Here is a 16,305-nt window from a genome sequence, read left to right on the forward strand (position 1 = left end):
ATTGTTTGCTTTTTCCTTTTATATTCTAAGTAATTGTCATGAAATGGAGGTACTCCATATGGGATTAATTAATTCAAGTGTTTGGTTGAAACGGCTTTACGAAGTGTCCGCAGAAAGTGAACCATTAAATGTTATAAAATTCTCTAAGCTGATGGAACATTTTCCAGACTGGAGTAAAGAAGAATGGCTTCACTATCTCTATACACAAGGGATGTTACCTATATCGAAGGATACTCAGGATATCTGGAGAAAGTGGCAATCTAATAATCCAGTTTTAGGTCTGTCAAAAATATTTCAACAGTGTAAGGAATATTTAAAAGGTCCGGATGTGGATATTTTTTTGTTCCCAATTAATGAGAACAGCCACTGGTTAATGGAAGGTATGGGTGGAAAAAATGGAATTACCTTTCCAAATGTCATGTTTCTCTTTTTTCATGGAGAAGTAACCCAAAAGGAAAAGCAAGCACTAATGATTCATGAGTACCATCACATCTGCCGATTACATCATCATGGTCACACAGAAGATTCGGTTTCTCTATTAGAGTCCATTGTCATGGAAGGATTAGCAGAGTGGGAAGTAAAAAAGCAGATTGGGTCTGAATATTTAGCCCCATGGGTGAAGTTATATAGTAATGAATTTTTGTGGAAGTGGTGGGAAAGGGTCATTCAAGAAAAGATAACACTTCGTGGGAGGAAACGTCACACAGCATATATGTATGGTGGTAAGTATGGATTTCCGAAATGGTTAGGTTATAATATTGGTTTTCGAATGGTAGAGTCTTTTGCAGAAAAGAATGATAATTTGAATTCATTAGAGTTAGTACAAATGCCAGCAGAGAAAATCCTTCATGAATCATTTTTTTCTGATCGGTAGGAGTTATAAGACAAAAAGACCCTGTTCATTAATTTCGGAATAGTTCAAAGGGTAGTCCAAGTCATTGTTCTTTTTTAGCTGTCTCCTGTCATAGTTTAGAATAAATAGTTCTACTGGACAAGGGGAAGGGAGGGATAACTCTTGATTTATCGATTTTTTATTCTTTTTATAGGATTCGGATTTGCAGTGATAGGCGGGGTCAGTATCGTAGCCTATTTAAATCTGTTGACAGTTGGTTATTCTATAGCAGAATATTTGCTGTTTTTAGTAGGTCGTTTAGAGTTATACCTATTTCTCCTTGGGATTCTCCTTGTCTGGGGAATGATTTATCTACCTTTTAAGATGAAATGAGTAAAAGAAAATAGCAATCGTGGAATAAACTGGTTTTCTCCTGCCCATACTGTTGTTAAAAAGAACGTGTAAGGGGGTTTAAAAAGCATGCTCCATATGCGGGATGTATGGGTAAATTGGTTTGAAGGAGAAGAGAACGGATATAACGTTTGCGAGTTTTTTGAATGGCGTAAGGAAGATCGGATAGAATTGTTAGATCAGGTGGCGGTTGTCAAAATTCATGAAAATTTGTTTGACTATATTGAAAATTCATTGCAAGAGTTACCGGAAGAGCTATTAGCGGATGTATATAAACAAAGTTATATACGGAGAAAAAGCCAGCGGGTGGAACTGGAATATTGTTTTTTAGCAACCGATGGAAATCGAACCATAGTGGTAGATACGATTGGCTATCATACACCGGTGAGAAAAAGTCGATTAGTACCAAGGCAGGAACAACAACTATTGGAATTAGTTTCTGGAGAACCTCCAAGGGAATACTATATGGATTATCTTGATTGTGAAAAGCAGTATCATATCCTTTCACCGGACCCTGCTTTAATGAAAGGCTTAATACGGAAAGAACGACAATTAAAGCAGATTCTCTTTATGGCACTTGATCAACTTTATCATGATGCAGAAGAGGCAGAAATACGGTACTGGTATACGGAATGGGCTCCTGATAAATACTTGGAGATTCAACAAATGAATTTTGAAGAAGCTTGGAATGCTTTGTATAGAGATATACAAGTTAGTTGGTCAAAAAAACATGAGGAATATTGCTTAACCATGATTAAAGGACAACCTTTTTTCGAGAAATTGTGGGAGTTACAACAGCAAGATGACAATGTGAAAAAAAATGTCCGTTAAGTTAGGATTATTAGTTTTACATAAACAGTGTTTTAAATGGGCTGTTTTCAAAGGAAAATAACGAGAAAAAATAGTGGTTACTTTGGAGACGGTTATTGGTTCATGGAACATCCTTTGGATGTTCCATGAACTATTTTTTTTGGAACTGTAATTAGGTTTATCTTTTTCGACCTAATCCCATGGCACGTTCTGCTTTTTTTAACATTTTAGTTGCAGCAGCCTGGGCCTTTTCAGCACCTTGGTCGAGGATGATATCCAATTCCTCCGATTCAATTAACTCATAATATCTTTCCTGAATCGGTTTGATGGTAGTGACAACCACTTCGGCAACATCCCCTTTAAACTCCCCGTATCCTTTCCCTCTGTATTTTAATTCTAACTCTTCAATGGAGACACCAGAGCACAGACTGTAGATGGAAAGCAAATTGGCAACCCCAGGTTTTTCTCCTTTGTCATAACGGACTTCATTATCAGAATCTGTAACGGCACTCTTAATCTTTTTAATTATTTGCTTTTCGTCATCTAACATGGAAATAAAGCTTTTGGTGTTTGGATTTGATTTACTCATTTTTTTCTCAGGTTCCGTTAATGACATAATCCGTGCGCCTACCTTTGGTATTTTCACTTCAGGGATGGTAAAGATATCATTGTATTTTTTATTGAACCTTTCCGCCAAGTCCCTTGTTAATTCAAGATGTTGTTTTTGATCCTCACCCACAGGAACGATATCCGTACCATAAAGTAAAATATCTGCTGCCATGAGTGGTGGATAAGTAAGGAGGGAAGCGGAAACGGCTTCTTTTCCTTCCGATTTATCCTTAAATTGAGTCATCCGTTCCAGTTCCCCAATGTAACTTACACACTGCATGATCCATCCTAGCTGTGCATGAGCTGGCACTTCCGATTGTATAAACAGTGTTGACTTTTCTGGGTCAATTCCCACCGCTAAATAAAGGGCAGCAAGACTTCGAATGTTTTTTCTGAGCACTGACTTGTCTTGTGGGACAGTGATAGCATGCTGATCCACGATACAAAAATAACAGTTGTTCTCCTTTTGTAATTCTACAAAATGTTTCATCGCCCCTAAATAGTTTCCAAGTGTTAGCGTCCCGCTTGGCTGAATTCCTGAAAAAATTGTTTTCATTGGATTTTCCTACCTTTCATACAAATGAAATTGTAAATAAAAAGGCCCAATCATCTCTACTGTAATAGTAGGGACGATTGGACCGCGTTACCACCCTTATTATTTCTTCCAAAAAAGAAATCTCTCTGTACCCTCGCCGGATTCAATTAAAAATACATAGACCAGGAAGGGGTATCAATATAACGTTTGATTGACGTCTGAGCCTACTTGAGTTGATAGCAAGAATTATCAATCCGTTCAGTCAGATGGCTCCAAAGTCCATTCCTTTTCACCACACTATCCGCTTCCAGCAACCGCAGACTCTCTGAAAATGTTAGGGAAAAGTACTACTCTTTCTCATCACCAGGAACAATTTTAAAATTTGAATTCATTATACGACCTTTTATTTCCAAAAGCAAATTTATTTTAAAATAATACATCAAACCTTGAAATTAGTTGAATATATGCTGTTATCCTGGAACAGATTTGAGTTTTACAGCACAATTGGAATCTTGTGAACCGACTGAAAGAAACAGAGAACGATTCCATGGTGAAATAGTAGAATAATTTTAAAATTGGGACTAATTCAAAAAGCCTTGTTTTTTTACAAGATTAAAGGCAAGATGATTAAAAGTGAATCAGAATAGACATTTGTCCTTTGTATAAAAACAATTTATAGAATGGATGTGGCAAAAATGAAGCTTATTTTAAAATTAGTCTCTGGTATTATTTTTGGTATTATCATTGGTCTTATTCAAGTAGAATGGCTTACAAGATTATTAATTACGGTAAAAGATATTTTTGGACAATTTATTGGATTTATGATTCCACTGATCATTTTATTTTTCATTGCATCAGGAGTGTCCAAGCTTGGGGGAAAGTCTGGAAAATTGGTAGGATTCACTGTGGGTACAGCTTATATCTCCACATTCTTAGCAGGTGTAACTGCCTATATCATTGCCACGATTGTCGTACCAATTATATCTTCAGAAGGAACACAACCTGTTGAAGGGACAGCGCTGGAAGCTTTTTTCTCATTTCAAATCGCGCCGTTGATGGGAGTTATTACGGCATTAGTCTTAGCATTCATTTTTGGGATTAGTATGGCAAAGCTAAAAAGCAATGCTCTCATTACGATTTTTGATGAAGGGAAAGAGATTGTAGATCTCATTATTCGAAAGATTATTATACCTTTTTTACCAATCTATATTTCAGGTATTTTTGCAGGTTTAGCATCAGAGGGGACAGTTTTTGATACACTCAGAGTGTTTGGGATTGTTTTACTTGTAGCGGTCATAACCCATTGGATTTGGCTAATTGTTCAATATAGTATTGCAGGTGTGTTTACTAAACGAAATCCACTCCTATTAATTAAAACAATGTTGCCTGCTTACTTTACGGCTATCGGTACAATGAGTAGTGCCGCGACGATTCCTGTCACTTTAAAGCAGGCAAAGGAAAACAAGGTTAGGGAAGAAGTGGCAAATTTTAGTATTCCACTCTTTGCCACTATTCATCTCTCAGGAAGTGTTATTACAATTGTAACGTGTGCCGTAGCTGTCATGTCTATTCTTGATGGATATAGTATACCAACATTTTTGGAAATGATTCCTGTCATTCTTATGCTTGGGGTAATTATGATTGCTGCTCCTGGAGTACCAGGTGGAGCGATTATGGCTGCTTTGGGGGTTCTCACATCTATGCTGGGCTTTACCGATGTTGCCATAGGGTTAATGATTGCCTTATATATGGCACAAGACTCCTTTGGAACAGCAGCAAATGTCACTGGGGATGGGGCTATGTCCGTGATCATTGATCAGACGATGGAAAAGTAAATTAATACTCATGGAAAGGTAATCTCTCACTCTATTTCTTCATAAGATGGAGCAGGGGGGATGTCCATGTCACTTAAAGGAAGGCTCCAAATAGGATTAATGTTCTTTATTTTGTTTCTTACTGGTGCATTTTATATGCAATCGAATCATGACTTAGCACTTACACAGAGAACAATGACCGAAGTATCAGAAGGTTTACAAAACGGGGAGAGGGCCCCTGGTTTCTCCTTGGAAACACTAACAGGAGAGCCTGTAAATACAAGGGATTTTGAAGGAGAAAAAATAGTGATTTTTTTCTTCACCACATGGTGCCATAACTGTTCAGAACAATGGCTTCAGCTGGAGTGGGCGAAAAAAAATGGATTTTTAAATAATATTCAAATTATCGGGGTGAATTTAACCACGCTTGAATCAACACAACATGATATATCCGACTATGTAAGTTCAATTCCTATCGAGGGAGTCCCTATCCTGTTAGATAAGGAAGGTGAGGTTCAGGAACTATATGAAATTATTGCTGTTCCGACCAGTTTCATGATTGATTCAAATGGTATTATCCAAGGGAGAAACTTAGGAATTATCCCAGTGGAAACCATTAAAGAAAATGATTTTTTTAGTAATAATTAAAACGAAACTGGGACAAAAGTGTTTTATCAATGACAAATCCCAACGAAACGATAGTTAATGGAATCATTAGCTAGGAAATATATTTCTCTAAAGTTTTTTAAGGCAGCACGCAAGCGTTGCTGCCCTGGAATAGACTACGAGTTGCCTCAACGGACAGGACGTCCTAATATCGGGCATGCCACAGGACGTGGCGCTCTGCCCGATGAACGGACAGGACGTCCTAATATCGGGCATGCCACAGGACGTGGCGCTTTGCCCGATTGACGGATACTCTCCAGAGCGATGCTTGTAGAGGAAGAGGCACCGCCCTTCGCTCGTGATCTTAGGCGCTTTCGCTTTTCTTAAAAGATAAGAATGTATAAGTTTTTGCACCTTCGGGCAAGTTGTCCAGCTCAAGCGCCTACTCGCTACGGGGCACTTCGGAAGTGACAACCGAAGTCAAAGAGCAGACTTCTAGTTGTCATTCCTCCACCGCCCTACGCTCGTGATCTTAGGCGCTTTCGCTTTTCTTTTTAATACGTAAATATAAAGTAACTTGAGAACCCGTATATAATAATTAGCAGAATAGATGGGAAAATGTAACCAACTGTATTTTTTCTGTTCCCTTGCCAATAGATAATACTTCCAATAATAATAAGGTTTAAAATGATAACTGCAACGGCAGTAAATGCAGATACAGGGCTAGCAGCACTGAGAATACTTCCATCCCGATATAAAATGTCTGAAAAGGATAAGATTAGAAGGTTAAATATATTACTGCCCAATATATTCCCAACTGCAAGATTATAATTAAGAAGTTGTATAGCTACAATTACCGTAACCACCTCAGGTAAGGAAGTGGCACCAGCAATGAGAAAACTTCCAACAAAACTGGAACTCAGTCCAGTGGATTTTGCTATCATATCCCCTGAAATGGTTAAGAGGGATCCTGTAATGAAGATAATCAAAGCCGCTATAAAAAACCCTATTTTTGCATTTTTCACGGAGATGGCTCCTGTATGATAATCTCTTGTAGTTGTATTTCCCGTTTCTAATGTTGCGGCAACCTCAGCCTGTGTTACTTCTTCATTGGACTTACTCATCATTTTTATTCCAATAAAATAAAAAAGAATGAGTAAATAGGATTCAATTCCAACACCAAGAAAAGTAATATTTGATTGCAGATAAATTGAAACAAGAACAAATCCTGTTAATCCAAGACTGATAAAACCTGTCTGCAAATGTTCTCTATGGATATTTGTCATCATCCTTTTCTTTCGGTAAATGATATCCAATACTGCAAGAATGAGCAGATTAAACAGATTACTTCCTAATACATTACCAACAGCAATGTCAGGATTATTCACAAACACAGCAGTGGCACTTGTTGTTACTTCCGGCAAAGAAGTTGCGCCTGCTAAGAGGAGAGTACCAACCATCATTCCCCCAAGGGAGGTCCTTTCACTTAATACATCTGCATAAACAGATAATTTTACGGCACATAAGACGGTGATTAATGCTGCTATTGCAAAAATAAAATACATCATCTCTTCATCTACTCCTTTTTCACATAAAAACAGACCTTCCTATGAAATGTTCTTTTCTTAAAAAAGAACATTTCATAAAAAGGTCTTGCGTACTTTGCATACGGGCAAAGCTTAATGAACCGAGCGAAAAATCGCTGAAATGACGATTCATTAACCAATGGTCGCTACTCCCCTTTTTATGAGGTTTGTTAATTGTATAAGACTAATCTAGCATTCTTGTTCCTGACGGTCAAGATATTTTAAATTTTGTCATTTAAGACGCAGGTTGACTTTTTCCAGTTCTTTCATACGTAAGAAACTTTTCAATCTTGTCATCTAACAATCTAAGTTTTTCATAAGCATTTGATTCAGAAATGGTTTTATAATGGTGAGTACCACCTGGCTCTTCATCTGCTTTATCCGCTAAGGCAACTGCTTTTTGTAACGGGTCAAGATGAAGTTCTCCCTCAGGCAAGTAAGAATCTGTATGAAATAGAATAGCAAGTGCAATTTTTTTGGCAAAAACAGGTTTTTCTCCTAAGCGTATTAATAATTTGTGTGCCCTTTCTGCCCCTTTAATAGGATGAATATCGTTTTCTTTGTAAAGTCGATAATCCCATTTCCCATCTTTATACCATGTATAATGGCCAATATCATGTAAGAGTGCTGCCTTGGCAGCTAAATCAGGGTTAACATTTAATTGAATGGCATAATCAAAGGCATAGTAAGCAGTTGAGATAGCATGGGCCAACCCAGATCGCTTAACATATTTTTGGGTGATTGGGTGTTTGTAAATTTCGAGTAATGTAATTCTTTCCATCTTATCTCTCCTCTCCTAAATTCTTTTAGTCTATTGACCAACCATATGTTAAAGAAAAATGTATATTGTTCAATATTATAACGATTCGTAAGTATTGAGTCAATAGGATAGGAAAATAAATTATATACGGACATGACTTTGTTTTTACAAAAATCCACTAATTTCCTCATTGGTTATTAGCCCATATCATTGTATAATTAAAGCAAGTTAAACGAAGTCACAAAAAAGTAGGACAACTTAAGAAATACTGAAGGGAAAAGGTGTGAATGCTGTGGGGAAATGTAAAAGAGTAGTAAGCTTATTAGTATTGGTATTAGTTTTTACTTTTATTGGAACAGAAAAGGCATCTGCAGAAACGGAACAACCTTTAACAGGTTATCTTCATGTTACGAAGCAGGTTCAGTTGTTAGAGAGGGACTGGCCTGAGAAAATTGCCCGGTTTACATTCCACTCTGGATTTACGTTTGAATATCCAGATGCTGTAAGGGGGATTTTTGTTACGGGTCACTCTGCTGGGGGAGCAAGGTTTGAATCGTTATTGGAACTAGTGAATACAACAGCTTTAAATGCAATGGTAATTGATGTGAAGGATGATCACGGATACTTAACTTATCGTCCCGAAGAGGATTCTCCTTTTTATGAGAACTCTCAAAACATGATTAAAAATATGGAAGAATTAATGCGGACTTTGGAAGAAAATGAAGTTTATCCTATTGCACGTATTGTTGTTTTTAAAGATTCTGTATTGGCAAAGCAGCAACCTGAATTATCATTTAAACAAAATGGTGAAGTTTGGGTAAACCGTCGTGGAGAAGCATTTGTGAATCCATTTTTAGAAGAAGTATGGGAATACAATGTTGAGATTGCGAAAATGGCAGCGGAATTGGGTTTCCAGGAAATTCAGTTTGATTATGTCCGTTTCCCAGAAGGATTTGAAACCCGTGATGATATTTTAGATTATGGAGTTGGGAAATATACTGACGGAGAAGATAATGTGAAGAAACGTGTAGATGCTGTTACGGATTTTGTTGCCTATGCAAGGGAGCAACTGGAGCCGTATGATGTGGATGTTTCCGTTGATATTTTTGGTTACTCTGCAACGATCTCAGAAGCACCAGGTATAGGTCAAAACTTTACTCGTATCTCAGAAAATGTTGATGTCATTTCATCTATGATATATCCAAGTCACTGGACACCTTATTTTGGAATTGATAAACCGGATTTATATCCGTATGAATTAGTTGACGCTTATGCGAAGGTAGAGAACGAGGTTTTAGGAGCGATGGATAATCCTCCAACATCCAGACCTTGGATTCAAGATTTCACAGCATCTTATTTAGGGGCTGGAAATTATAAAGTTTATGGTAAAGCAGAAGTGGAAGCTCAAATTAGAGCGTTATACGAAAATGGAATAAATGAATTTCTCCTTTGGAATGCAGGGAATTCCTATACCCAAGGAGTTAATTATCTTCTAGATTAACAACAGACGACCGGGAACAGATACCCGGTCGTTTTATCAAATTTTAGGGATATGAAAGGATTCTTTAGGTATTATATAAAACTTATTCGTAACTCCGTTTAATGAGCAGCCAATCTTATAAGAGGGTAAATTACGGGCTTATGCGTTGTTTATCATTTGTTATTCTTAGCATATACTAATAAAGGATAACAAAATTGATTATATAGCGTTAAAAGTGGAGGTTGCGAGATGAATTGGTATGAAAAGTTAAATCAATATTTTCCAATAGAAGAGATGAAATCACAGGAACATATGGAATTATTGTTAAAGGAAAAAAAGGATATCTATAAAAAAGATGAAGGTCCAAACCATGTACTTATGTATGTGGAGATGGAGGATTTCATTTTTGTGGATTATTTGTTTGTTTCGAAAGATGCGAGGGGGCAAGGTTTGGGAAAAAAACTCCTTGATCAATTGAAGCGAAAGAAAAAGCCGATTATTTTAGAGGTTGAACCCATTGATTACAAAGATACGGATACTCAAAAAAGAAAGAGATTTTATGATCGTGAAGGATTTAAGCATGCACAATCTATAGGTTATCGGAGAAAATCCTTAGATACTGGAAAAATTAATGAACTTGAGATTTTATATTGGACACCTTTAAATGAACCAGAAGAAAGTATATTTGCTAAAATGAGGCACACCTACGAAACAATTCACACGTATAAGGATCAGCAGCTATATGGAAAATCCTATGAAGATGTGGAGAAAGTCTTGACATTTGATGAGGATCAAACGTCACCATAATTCTCTTTGTTAGGAAACAAAAGAGAGGAGAGTGTTTTGAATGAAAGGAAGTATGAAGAGAAAGAAAGCAAAAAAAGAGCTGTGGAGAGATCTCTTAAAACGGAAATGGGAAGAAGTAAATAAAATCCCAAAACGTGGTACTGTCTCTCAAACGAAAACTATAGCGTAAAAAACAAAAGCTGTATTGAATAACGCAGTACAGCTTTTTTCACTATTCTAGAATTAGCTCCCCTGGATTTTGTTGGTTAACCTTTCATTTTTCGTCACGGAAGTAAGAATTTTTTTCGTGAAAATGAAACTTTTATTGAAGTGAAATCGTATATAAGAATTATATGTACGTTGATGAATGAGAATTGTTTTTCGTTGTTGAGAATTTAGGAAAAAGCCATAAAAAAAATTATGAAAAAAATAGTTTAGTTTTTCGAAATAAAGGGTATTAAAATGAAGTAAAGAATGTTAGCATATACATAATGTTTATACTTTGTATAATAAATATATTTGATCTTTATTTGATCTATCCAAATTATAATAATTATAGTATAATAAATATTGTATTTAGAGATAGATCTCATGATTTATAAATATATAATTGATTTTGGACAGGAAAGGAGAATTGGGTTCATGGTGACACTATTTACATCTCCGAGTTGCACGTCATGTCGCAAGGCGAAGGCATGGTTACAAGAAAACAATATTGAGTTTGTTGAGAGAAACCTTTTTTCTGAGCCACTTACAGTAGAAGAGGTAAAAGAGGTAGTCAGAATGACAGAGGATGGTACTGACGAAATTATTTCCACAAGGTCTAAAGTATTTCAAGAATTAGACGTGGAATTAGATTCAATGCCACTACAAGATCTTTTTAAATTAATTAGTGATCATCCTGGTTTATTACGACGTCCCATTATTTTGGATGAGAAGCGAATTCAGGTAGGATATAATGAAGCAGAGATTCGTCGATTCTTACCACGTAAAGTAAGAACATTCCAATTACAGGAAGCAGCAAGAAAACTAGTGAATGAATAAAAAATGGAAAGGCCTTCTGCTGATAAAGTAGAAGGCCTTTCGCTTCCATTTTAAAGTCATTCATGGGATAATAGAAAAAATTTTTACTGAAAACGGAAGGTGGGGGACTGTTGTTTCTTAGTTACGATAAGTATGAAACCACTGAATTCCTTTTACTTGATTGAAAACCCAGGATCCAAATAATACAATTAAAACTAAAATCATCAAAAATAGGGTTGAATTTATTCCAATATCACTAACTATTTCCATTACTTTTGGTTCGTGTAAAATCATCCTGCCAGAAGTATAAACAAGTATTCCTGAACCGATGTATATGATAAATGAAAATTTGTTCATTAAATAAAGTATAATTTTACTACCCCAGATGATAATTGGAATGGAGATTAATAATCCTAAAAAAACTAAAACGATATTACCTTGGGAAGCACCAGCAACAGCTAGTACATTATCAAATCCCATAACAACATCAGCAACAACAATCGTTTTAATGGCATCGCTGACTTTTGCTTCACTACTGATGGAATGTTCTTCTTCTGAATTTGTCAGTAATCGAAATGCTATCCATAATAATAATATTCCACCTATTGTCATTAAGTATGGTATGGCTAACAGTTTTACGGCTACAATCGTTAAAAGGGCACGGGCAATGATTGCTAGAAGGATACCAGCAACAATTGCTTTGTTTCGCAAGTGAGGTGGAAGTTTTCTGCAGGCCAGAGCCACTACTATTGCGTTATCGCCCCCTAATATAATATCAATTCCTATGATGGTTAAAAGTGAGAGTACAAATTCTGAGCTCAAAGGTTGATTCCCCCCTGCTTATCCAATTAAAATAGAGTCACTTAAACATTGTTATAAAAGTTAAGGAATCTTTTATATATATATACAAGCTCTTAAGATTTAAGAACATCTCTATAGTGATTTACAGTAAATACTAATAAGAGAGGTGGATAGCTTTGAAAGTAGTTCCTACTATTTCATTTCTGTCTTAAATCGTCTAAAATATAAGTAAGCTATCTGGTTAATTTTTTTAAAAGATAAGAATGTATAAGTTTTGGCACCTTCGGGCTCAGATCACTTCAGGACTTTCGCCCATGACAAAGGCGCTTGCGCTATCTTATTGTCTAGCTACAGCGCCTACTCGCTGCGGGGCACTTCGGAAGTGACAACCGAAGTCAAAGAGCGGACTTCTAGTTGTCATTCCTCCACTGCCCTACGCTCGTGTTCATAGGCGCTTGCGCTATTCTTATTACCCAGACATTCGTGAGATTGTTCTCAAAAAAACAGATTAAAAGGAAAGGGTGAGAACAAATGGATATCGAAAGAATCAATGATACAACAATTAAGTTCTACATTACTTACCACGACATGGAACGTCGAGGATTCGATAAAGACGAAATATGGTATAACCGGGAACGGGGAGAAGAGTTATTTTTCGAAATGATGAATGAGGCAAACGACAAGGAAAATTTTGAAATGTCTGGCCCCCTTTGGGTACAGGTTCATGCATTAGATAAAGGTTTAGAAATTATTGTAACTCGTGGGCAAATGAGCGATGGAAACATGAAGCTTGAAATTCCAATGGATGATGATGAGAGGGAAGAGATGCCTGTGGATAATAATATTGTAGACATGTTAGATAGTCAGTTTGCAAAAAATAAGGGGAGTGAAGTAGTTAAAGATCATTCCTTAAGTGTTGTAATTGGTTTCAGAGAATTTGAAGATGTTATTTCCTTAAGTCACTCTTTTCATGATGAGGTGATGACCAGCCTTCATAGTTTTGAAGGGACTTATTATATTTACGTTACACTAGATGAAACATACAGTGATGAGGAACAGGACAATATGCTAAGTCGTATGTTGGAATTTGGATATGAATCAGATGTAACGATTCATCGAATTTCTGAATATGGTACAGAAATTATTGCAGAAGATGCCTTATCTGATATTCGAAAAAAGTTTGCTTAAAGTCGGTGAAATATGGCCGGCTTTTTTCTTTTTTCTAATGCCGATAGCCTTTCTTAAATGAACAAAAAAATGACATATTTCGATACTATGATACATTACTTATGGGAGGAAATATGTTACAATCTCCATGATAGAACAAAGGAGAAACCAAAATGTTAAAACGTTTACAAATTTTTATTTTTCTTACATTTATCGGGGCTATTTTATACCTTACAAATGAGTATTATGAAAATTGGATAGTTGGCGGATTCAGTATTATTTTTTCTTTGTCTGCCTTTTTTATTGCAGTAGTAATATTCTTTGAGAACCGGAACCCAACGAAAACCGTTACATGGTTAATGGTCCTTGGTATGTTTCCCATTGTTGGATTTTTCTTTTACTTGATGTTCGGTCAAAATTACCGGAAGCGAAAATCATTTTCAAAAAAAGCAATTGAGGATGAACAGGCTTTTCATCAAATTGAGGGAAATAGACCACTTGATGAGTCAAAGATTAGTGAAATGGCAGATCATCAGCAAAAGTTATTCCGTTTAGCGCATAAATTGGCAAATAATCCCATTTCCTTTCAAACAGATACGAAAGTTTTGACGGACGGTAAAGAAACTTTCACCTATATAAAACAAGCGTTAAAACAGGCAGTCGATCATATTCATATGGAGTACTATATCGTAAGGGATGATCAGTTAGGCCATGAAATAAAAGATATCTTGATTGACAAAGCAAAGGAAGGCGTAACTGTCCGCTTTTTGTATGATGCCGTAGGGTGCTGGAAACTTGGAAAGGACTACATTGATGAACTGTTAGCAGAAGGTGTTCAAATGGTACCTTTTTCACCGGTAAGAATTCCAATATTCAATAATAAAATAAACTATCGAAACCACAGAAAAATAATAGTGGTGGACACGAAATATGCTTTTATTGGCGGTTTAAATATCGGCGATGAATACTTAGGAAAGAATAGGTATTTCGGGCATTGGCGTGACACCCACCTGTTTGTGGAAGGGGAAGCCATTCGAAGTCTACAGCTTTTATTCCTTCGAGACTGGTTTTATGCCACTGGGGAAACCGCATTAAAACCAAGTTACTTATCTCCTAACTTACCTGAAAAAAAAGATGTGGGCGGGGTTCAAATGATATCCAGTGGACCAGATACCCGTTGGGAAGTAATTAAGAAGTTGTTTTTTACAATGATTACTTCCGCAAAGCGTTCCATTTGGATTGCATCCCCGTATTTCGTTCCTGATGATGATATGTTAAGTGCCATAAAGATTGCTGCTCTAAGTGGAATAGATGTACGTATTCTTGTTCCAAGCCGTCCTGATAAACGAATTGTATTTTATGCTTCAAGGTCTTACTTTCCAGAATTGTTGGACGCGGGAGTAAAAATTTATGAGTATCATCGGGGATTCATGCACAGCAAAATAATTATTGTTGATCATGAAATAGCTTCTATCGGCACTGCAAATATGGATATGAGGAGTTTTCACTTGAATTTTGAAGTAAACGCATTTTTGTATCAAACGCGAAGTGTGGAATCACTTGTCAGTGATTTTATTTATGATATGGAGCATTCTACCATCATACGTTATGAAGTATTTAAAAAGCGATCTTATGCTCATAAACTGATTGAATCCACTTCCAGGTTATTGTCACCGCTCCTTTAAGCCCTTTTATCAGAAGGGCTTTATTCCCTCCTTCTTGATCCCATAAGCCAATATTAAAATGATAGTAGGGTTTCTTTTATAACATTTTGAAAGGAGTAAGGAAAATGTTTACTGCAAAACGTCAAAACGGAACAATGATTACCCTGTTTGGAGTTAATAAGGGAAGGGAGGAGCTAGAAGCGGAAAAACAAAAAACGAAATATTTTTGTCCAAAGTGTGGTGAAAGAGTAATATTAAAACTTGGTCACTATCAAGCGTGGCATTTTGCACATCTTTCAGAAAGTGATTGCAGTCTGGCAGAGAAAAAAGGAGAGACCGAAGACCATGCAAAAGGAAAAAGGCTGATTGTCAACTGGTTAAACATGCACGGGTATGATCCGAAAACAGAATATTATATAAAGGAGATTAGACAGAGAGCGGATATTTTTGTAACAATCAACGATCAATCCTATGTTTTTGAAATTCAACGATCAGCAATTCCCTTTGAGATTCTGAATAAACGCCGAGAGGAATATGAAAAGATAGGCATTCATCAAATTTGGATTGGATTATCCTCAGTATTACAGCGGAGAAGAAATAAATATGAAATTTCCTCTACTCTGCTGGATCAGATGCTGATCCGTTTTACCCCCACTGATCAAACGGAAGCAATTTATTTAGATGTAAAAAAAGAAGAATGGATCATGTTAACACATTATTTATATATTAGCTCACAAAGACTTATGGCTTTTCCATTTAGTCTTCCCCCTACTTATTCACCTATTGACCTCATCGATAGTACACCATCATCTTCTATAAAACCAAATTCATTTTACTATGATATTTTTTTCAGTACATGGCTCAAGGAAACAAGAAAAAAGCGCCAAAAAGTGTTCTTATCTATGAATCCGGTGGAACGGAAAATGCTTAGAATATTTCAAGCATTTCAGTTAAATTTAAACTATTTTCCTGCACTGGGTTGTCTTCCCTTAAGGAGGAACTTATATTTTCTTACACCGCCACAATGGTGGCAAACATGGATTATCATGACAATAATTAACGGAAACCCCATTTATCATCACTTACAACTTTCTTCCATTGTAAATTCCATTTCCCAAAAAAGCTCCTCCTTTTTTCAAATGAAAAAACTTCCACGGCACCCAAAAGATCTTCTTCGTGAAGTGATAGGAGAGTACTTTGATTGTCTCTGTTTATTTCATGTTTTAGAAAAAAAGTTTAATGGAGTGTATTGTATTAAGAATCATATTCATATTAATAAACAGTTGGATACACTATGTATGGATGATCTTTATGTACAAAGTGTCATAAAGGAGGCTTGGGAAAAACAGTAAGAAGGAGAGTATATTAGTTTACCTAGATGGAATACAAGTGGTAAAATTATAAACTAACCTACAAAAATG

At 36.3% G+C, this 16,305-nt stretch carries 17 protein-coding genes and 1 other annotated feature; of the genes, 13 read left to right on the top strand and 4 right to left on the bottom strand.

The annotated features are described in order from the left end of the window. Window positions 1-58: 58 nt before the first annotated feature. The 3 genes from KS419_RS16150 to KS419_RS16160 all read left to right on the top strand — a co-directional run bounded on the left by KS419_RS16150 (window position 59) and on the right by KS419_RS16160 (window position 2,074). Window positions 59-874: a DUF2268 domain-containing putative Zn-dependent protease gene (locus KS419_RS16150; protein WP_217067423.1), complete on the top strand. Its 816-nt coding sequence runs from the start codon at window positions 59-61 to the stop codon at window positions 872-874. Between the two features lie 141 nt (window positions 875-1,015). After that, complete coding sequence (locus tag KS419_RS16155) at window positions 1,016-1,225, top strand: YuzI family membrane protein (RefSeq protein ID WP_217067424.1); 210 nt, start codon at window positions 1,016-1,018, stop codon at window positions 1,223-1,225. Window positions 1,226-1,312: 87 nt separating this feature from the next. Then, entirely contained in the window at window positions 1,313-2,074 is a 762-nt protein-coding gene (locus KS419_RS16160; RefSeq protein ID WP_217067425.1) for a YjbA family protein, read from the top strand. A gap of 157 nt (window positions 2,075-2,231) precedes the next feature. On the opposite strand, the gene trpS is transcribed toward KS419_RS16160, so the two are convergent. Continuing rightward, entirely contained in the window at window positions 2,232-3,218 is a 987-nt protein-coding gene (gene trpS, locus KS419_RS16165; protein WP_217067426.1) for a tryptophan--tRNA ligase, read from the bottom strand. Between the two features lie 66 nt (window positions 3,219-3,284). Next, window positions 3,285-3,567, bottom strand: a binding site (T-box leader). A gap of 325 nt (window positions 3,568-3,892) precedes the next feature. Between trpS and KS419_RS16170 the strand changes: the two genes are divergently transcribed. The 3 genes from KS419_RS16170 (at window position 3,893) to KS419_RS25285 (ending at window position 5,923) form a co-directional block, all read left to right on the top strand. After that, window positions 3,893-5,032, top strand: a complete 1,140-nt coding sequence (locus tag KS419_RS16170; RefSeq protein ID WP_217067427.1) for a dicarboxylate/amino acid:cation symporter — start codon at window positions 3,893-3,895, stop codon at window positions 5,030-5,032. A 66-nt stretch (window positions 5,033-5,098) separates the two neighbouring features. Continuing rightward, window positions 5,099-5,659: a peroxiredoxin family protein gene (locus tag KS419_RS16175; protein WP_217067428.1), complete on the top strand. Its 561-nt coding sequence runs from the start codon at window positions 5,099-5,101 to the stop codon at window positions 5,657-5,659. A 141-nt stretch (window positions 5,660-5,800) separates the two neighbouring features. Then, window positions 5,801-5,923: a hypothetical protein gene (locus KS419_RS25285; RefSeq protein ID WP_281419826.1), complete on the top strand. Its 123-nt coding sequence runs from the start codon at window positions 5,801-5,803 to the stop codon at window positions 5,921-5,923. Between the two features lie 248 nt (window positions 5,924-6,171). On the opposite strand, the gene KS419_RS16180 is transcribed toward KS419_RS25285, so the two are convergent. Together KS419_RS16180 and KS419_RS16185 are read right to left on the bottom strand one after the other, a co-directional pair. Next, on the bottom strand, window positions 6,172-7,185 hold the full coding sequence (locus tag KS419_RS16180) for a sodium:calcium antiporter (protein ID WP_217067429.1): 1,014 nt from the start codon (window positions 7,183-7,185) through the stop codon (window positions 6,172-6,174). 253 nt (window positions 7,186-7,438) lie between these two features. After that, window positions 7,439-7,984 (bottom strand): HD domain-containing protein, encoded by a 546-nt coding sequence (locus tag KS419_RS16185; protein WP_217067430.1) that lies wholly within the window; start codon window positions 7,982-7,984, stop codon window positions 7,439-7,441. Window positions 7,985-8,312: 328 nt separating this feature from the next. On the opposite strand from KS419_RS16185, the gene KS419_RS16190 reads away from it, so the two are divergent. The 4 genes from KS419_RS16190 to spxA all read left to right on the top strand — a co-directional run bounded on the left by KS419_RS16190 (window position 8,313) and on the right by spxA (window position 11,273). Beyond that, window positions 8,313-9,464: a putative glycoside hydrolase gene (locus KS419_RS16190; protein WP_380087528.1), complete on the top strand. Its 1,152-nt coding sequence runs from the start codon at window positions 8,313-8,315 to the stop codon at window positions 9,462-9,464. A 228-nt stretch (window positions 9,465-9,692) separates the two neighbouring features. Further along, window positions 9,693-10,250 (top strand): GNAT family N-acetyltransferase, encoded by a 558-nt coding sequence (locus KS419_RS16195; protein ID WP_217067432.1) that lies wholly within the window; start codon window positions 9,693-9,695, stop codon window positions 10,248-10,250. A 40-nt stretch (window positions 10,251-10,290) separates the two neighbouring features. After that, window positions 10,291-10,419 (top strand): hypothetical protein, encoded by a 129-nt coding sequence (locus tag KS419_RS25290; RefSeq protein WP_281419827.1) that lies wholly within the window; start codon window positions 10,291-10,293, stop codon window positions 10,417-10,419. A gap of 452 nt (window positions 10,420-10,871) precedes the next feature. Next, window positions 10,872-11,273, top strand: coding sequence for a transcriptional regulator SpxA (gene spxA, locus KS419_RS16200; protein WP_217067496.1), 402 nt, complete (start codon window positions 10,872-10,874; stop codon window positions 11,271-11,273). Between the two features lie 117 nt (window positions 11,274-11,390). Here spxA and KS419_RS16205 read toward each other — a convergent pair whose 3' ends face one another. Further along, the gene (locus KS419_RS16205) at window positions 11,391-12,074 is read right to left on the bottom strand and encodes a TerC family protein (protein WP_217067433.1); all 684 of its coding nucleotides are present in this window, start codon (window positions 12,072-12,074) and stop codon (window positions 11,391-11,393) included. Between the two features lie 510 nt (window positions 12,075-12,584). Between KS419_RS16205 and mecA the strand changes: the two genes are divergently transcribed. The 3 genes from mecA (at window position 12,585) to KS419_RS16220 (ending at window position 16,236) form a co-directional block, all read left to right on the top strand. After that, window positions 12,585-13,241 carry an adaptor protein MecA gene (mecA, locus tag KS419_RS16210; protein ID WP_217067434.1) on the top strand — a complete coding sequence of 219 codons (657 nt, stop codon included), beginning with the start codon at window positions 12,585-12,587 and terminating at the stop codon, window positions 13,239-13,241. Window positions 13,242-13,393: 152 nt separating this feature from the next. Beyond that, complete coding sequence (gene cls, locus KS419_RS16215) at window positions 13,394-14,905, top strand: cardiolipin synthase (protein WP_217067435.1); 1,512 nt, start codon at window positions 13,394-13,396, stop codon at window positions 14,903-14,905. Between the two features lie 104 nt (window positions 14,906-15,009). Beyond that, window positions 15,010-16,236 (top strand): competence protein CoiA, encoded by a 1,227-nt coding sequence (locus tag KS419_RS16220; protein ID WP_217067436.1) that lies wholly within the window; start codon window positions 15,010-15,012, stop codon window positions 16,234-16,236. The last annotated feature ends 69 nt before the right edge of the window (window positions 16,237-16,305 follow it).

It is taken from the genome of Evansella tamaricis, from assembly GCF_019042215.1.
GTDB classification, from domain to species: domain Bacteria; phylum Bacillota; class Bacilli; order Bacillales; family Salisediminibacteriaceae; genus Evansella; species Evansella tamaricis.

Excerpts from the sequence above, each read along its gene's own strand:
- KS419_RS16150 (WP_217067423.1), top strand. The coding sequence starts at position 59 with ATGGGATTAATTAATTCAAGTGTTTGGTTGAAACGGCTTTACGAAGTG.
- KS419_RS16160 (WP_217067425.1), top strand. The coding sequence starts at position 1,313 with ATGCTCCATATGCGGGATGTATGGGTAAATTGGTTTGAAGGAGAAGAG.
- trpS (WP_217067426.1), bottom strand. The coding sequence starts at position 3,218 with ATGAAAACAATTTTTTCAGGAATTCAGCCAAGCGGGACGCTAACACTT.
- KS419_RS16170 (WP_217067427.1), top strand. The coding sequence starts at position 3,893 with ATGAAGCTTATTTTAAAATTAGTCTCTGGTATTATTTTTGGTATTATC.
- KS419_RS16175 (WP_217067428.1), top strand. The coding sequence starts at position 5,099 with ATGTCACTTAAAGGAAGGCTCCAAATAGGATTAATGTTCTTTATTTTG.
- KS419_RS16180 (WP_217067429.1), bottom strand. The coding sequence starts at position 7,185 with ATGATGTATTTTATTTTTGCAATAGCAGCATTAATCACCGTCTTATGT.
- KS419_RS16185 (WP_217067430.1), bottom strand. The coding sequence starts at position 7,984 with ATGGAAAGAATTACATTACTCGAAATTTACAAACACCCAATCACCCAA.
- KS419_RS16195 (WP_217067432.1), top strand. The coding sequence starts at position 9,693 with ATGAATTGGTATGAAAAGTTAAATCAATATTTTCCAATAGAAGAGATG.
- KS419_RS25290 (WP_281419827.1), top strand. The coding sequence starts at position 10,291 with ATGAAAGGAAGTATGAAGAGAAAGAAAGCAAAAAAAGAGCTGTGGAGA.
- spxA (WP_217067496.1), top strand. The coding sequence starts at position 10,872 with ATGGTGACACTATTTACATCTCCGAGTTGCACGTCATGTCGCAAGGCG.
- mecA (WP_217067434.1), top strand. The coding sequence starts at position 12,585 with ATGGATATCGAAAGAATCAATGATACAACAATTAAGTTCTACATTACT.
- cls (WP_217067435.1), top strand. The coding sequence starts at position 13,394 with ATGTTAAAACGTTTACAAATTTTTATTTTTCTTACATTTATCGGGGCT.
- KS419_RS16220 (WP_217067436.1), top strand. The coding sequence starts at position 15,010 with ATGTTTACTGCAAAACGTCAAAACGGAACAATGATTACCCTGTTTGGA.